This is a genomic window from Streptomyces recifensis, from assembly GCF_002154615.1.
Classification (GTDB): Bacteria; Actinomycetota; Actinomycetes; order Streptomycetales; family Streptomycetaceae; genus Streptomyces; species Streptomyces griseoluteus.
In genome coordinates, this window is record NZ_MUNH01000608.1 from 1 (window position 1) to 3,197 (window position 3,197).

Annotated in this window: 4 protein-coding genes; 2 read left to right on the forward strand and 2 right to left on the reverse strand. The window is 71.1% G+C overall.

Annotated elements, in window-relative coordinates:
* Both CCN33_RS26965 and CCN33_RS26970 read left to right on the forward strand, forming a co-directional pair.
* Positions 1-848, forward strand: an 848-nt coding sequence (locus CCN33_RS26965; RefSeq protein ID WP_107484001.1) for a cytochrome P450, incomplete at its 5' end; no start/stop codon positions are given.
* Between the two features lie 202 nt (positions 849-1,050).
* Positions 1,051-1,542 (forward strand): peptidylprolyl isomerase, encoded by a 492-nt coding sequence (locus CCN33_RS26970; protein WP_086696046.1) that lies wholly within the window; start codon positions 1,051-1,053, stop codon positions 1,540-1,542.
* A 60-nt stretch (positions 1,543-1,602) separates the two neighbouring features.
* Here CCN33_RS26970 and CCN33_RS26975 read toward each other — a convergent pair whose 3' ends face one another.
* A complete protein-coding gene (locus CCN33_RS26975; RefSeq protein WP_086696047.1) occupies positions 1,603-2,571 on the reverse strand; it encodes a threo-3-hydroxy-L-aspartate ammonia-lyase in 969 nt (322 codons plus the stop codon).
* A 30-nt stretch (positions 2,572-2,601) separates the two neighbouring features.
* Positions 2,602-3,197 (reverse strand): helix-turn-helix transcriptional regulator (locus tag CCN33_RS26980; RefSeq protein WP_086696048.1); only part of this gene is annotated, 596 nt, incomplete at its 5' end.

Genomic DNA, 3,197 nt, shown 5'->3' on the forward strand with positions numbered 1-3,197 from the left:
CCGAGCGCACCGCCCGCGAGATGCTCCGGGGTATGCGGCGCGCGGGTGCTCCCGGCGATCTCATGGAGCACCTGTACACGCCGTTCCCGATCGCGGTGGTCTGCGCCTTCCTCGGCGCCGACGAGGACGACTGGCGCAACTGGGCCGGCAACTCCGAGGCGCTGCTGACCAAGGGGAACGCGAAGGAGCGCAACCAGGCGGCCCGGCAGGACACCCGGAGCCGGGTGGTCGCGCTGCTGGAGCGCCGCCGCACCGAGCCCCGCGAGGACCTGGCCGGAGTGCTGGCCGCGGCCGCGGCGAGCGGTGAGATCACCGACGACGAGGCGGTCTCGCTGGCCATGGCGGTGTACGTCAGCGGCGGGCACGCGGTGCGCAACAACAGCGGCTCCATGATGTACGCCCTGCTCACCCACCCGGACCAGTTCGAGCGGCTGCGCCGGGAGCCGGAGCTGCTGCCGAAGGCGGTGGAGGAACTCTTCCGGTTCGTCCCGCACCGCAACGGCGTCGGCATCCCCCGTGTCGCCACCGAGGACGTGCGGATCGGCGGCCATCTGATCCACAAGGGGGACGTCGTCTACAACGCCTACGTCGCCGCCAACCGGGACCCGTCCGCCTTCCCCACCCCTGAGCTGCTGGACTTCGACCGCTCCGGCGCGGGGCATGTCGCCTTCGGGCACGGCCCGCACTTCTGCCTGGCCGCGCTGATGGCCCGCATGGAGGCCGAGGTGCTGATCGAGGCCGTGATGAGGGAGTTCCCGCAGCTGCGGCTCGCCGTACCGGCCGAGGAGGTGGAGTTCCAGCGGGACGGACTGATTCGCGGTCCGAGAACACTGCCGGTGACCTGGTAGCGCTCGGCAGGATTTGCCCTTGCATACCCGGGAGACCCGGATTCGAGCCAACGTCGGCTGGTAGCGGCTGGCTTGACCATGCTGGTGAGTGTTTACGGCCGCACATTTGACCCCGAGCCCCCGCAAAGAGGCCGGCCTGACGCGGTTCGCCGGGCCGGGCTCCGGCGTACGTCATGCGCCGAGCGACGGTAGGTTGATCTACATGAGCGACAACGTGTACTTCGACATCACCATCAACGACGAGCCGGCGGGCCGGATCGTGTTCCGTCTCTTCGACGACGTCGTGCCCAAGACCGCCAAGAACTTCCGCGAGCTGGCCACGGGCGAGCACGGCTTCGGCTACGCCGGTTCCCCCTTCCACCGGGTCATCCCGCAGTTCATGCTCCAGGGCGGTGACTTCACCGCGGGCAACGGCACCGGCGGCAAGAGCATCTACGGCGAGAAGTTCCCCGACGAGAACTTCAACCTCAAGCACGACCGGCCGTACCTGCTGAGCATGGCGAACGCGGGCCCGAACACCAACGGCTCGCAGTTCTTCGTGACCACGGTCGTCACCAGCTGGCTGGACGGCAAGCACGTCGTCTTCGGCGAGGTCGTCGAGGGCCAGGACGTCGTGGACCGTATCGAGTCCCTCGGTACCGGCAGCGGCGCCCCGAAGGCCAAGGTCTCGGTCTCCGCGAGCGGCACCGTCTGATCCGCCCCGCCATTCGCCGTGCCCCCGCGCTGAAAGGGGGCACGGCGGCCGGTGCCCGGCTCAGCCCGCGGTGAGTTCCGCGAAGCGCCGGGTGTCGATGTTCCCGCCGGAGGCGATGACGCCGACCCGCGGCGGAAGGTTCTCGACCCGCCCGGACAGCAGGGCCGCCAGCGGTGTGGCGCCGCTCGGTTCGAGCACGATCCTCAGGCGCTCGAAGGCGAACCGCATGGCGTCGACGATCTCCTCGTCGCTGACCAGCGCGATGGCGTCGACCAGGCGCTGGTTGAGCGCGAAGGTGATCTCGCCGGGGCTCGGCAGCACCTGCCCGTCGGCGATGGAGCGGGGCACCGGGATGGTGACGCGCTCCCCCGACTCCAGCGAGCGCTTGGTGTCGTCGCCCGCCTCCGGTTCCACGCCGATCATCCGCAGCGCCGGGTGGAGGGACTTCGCCGCGACGGCGCTGCCCGCGATGAGCCCGCCACCGCCCACCGGAACCACCAGCGCGTCCAGCTCTCCGGTCTCCTCCAGTAGTTCCAGCGCGGCCGTGCCCTGGCCCGCGATGACATCGAGGTGGTCGTAGGGCGGGATCAGCGCCAGGCCCCGGTCCTTCGCCAGGCCCTCGCCGAGGGCGGCGCGCTCCTCGGTGTAGCGGTCGTACGTGACCACCTCCGCGCCGTAGCCGAGGGTGGCCTCCATCTTGGAGCGGGGCGCGTCCTCGGGCATCAGGATGACGGCGGTGGTGCCCAGCTCCCGGGCGGCCAGCGCGACCGCCTGGGCGTGGTTGCCGGAGGAGAAGGCGGCGATGCCCTTGGCGAGCTGGTCCGGCGGCAGCTGCGCGGCGGCGTTGTAGGCCCCCCGGAACTTGAAGGCGCCGACCCGCTGGAAGTTCTCGCACTTGATGAACACCTCCGCCCCGACGCGGGCGTTCAGGGTGCGCGAGGTGAGGACGGGAGTCCGGTGCGCGACGCCCTCCAGGCGGGCGGCGGCCGCCCGGACGTCGTCGAGGCTGAGGTGCGGTTCGGCGGGCATGGCGGGTCCCCCAGGGAGTGGTGTGGGCTCTTACTTCGTGTAGTTGTAGACGGTGGCCCGGGAGACCCCGAGCAGGCCGGCGATGGTCTGGGCGGCGTCCCGCGAGTCGAACCAGCCCTCGCCGTGCAGCTGCCGTACCAGCTCGCGCTTGGCCTCGCGGCCCAGCGATCTCGGGGTGGCCCCGCGCCGCGCGGCCAGCTCCTCAACGGTCCCGCGCAGTTCCCGTGCGCGCCGGTCCCGCAGTGTTTCCAACGGCTCGGCACCGTGTTCGGTGCCGGTGGCGACCAGGTTGGCCAGCGCGAGCGCGACCGGGGAGAGCACGGAGACGTCCAGGTTGAGGCAGATGGCCGCGATGTACTCGCCCGCGCTGTTCCTGATGCCGATGGAGGTGCTCTTGGCGGGGCGGCCGTCGGGGAAGCGGTTGGGGTAGTTCTGTACGACGTCCGGGTAGCGGGGGTCCGCGATCCGGGCCAGGCCCAGCTCGGTCGCGGGGTCACCGGGGGCACGGCCGGAAAGGTTGTTCTCGATGACCCGGATCGCGTGCTCCGGGTCCCGCAGATCGTGCAGCACGACCTCGCACAGCCCCGGAAACATCCGCCCCAGCGCGACGGCGACCTTCTCGGCCT

Coding starts and splice junctions, on each gene's coding strand:
- CCN33_RS26970 (WP_086696046.1), top strand. CDS start 1,051: ATGAGCGACAACGTGTACTTCGACATCACCATCAACGACGAGCCGGCG.
- CCN33_RS26975 (WP_086696047.1), bottom strand. CDS start 2,571: ATGCCCGCCGAACCGCACCTCAGCCTCGACGACGTCCGGGCGGCCGCC.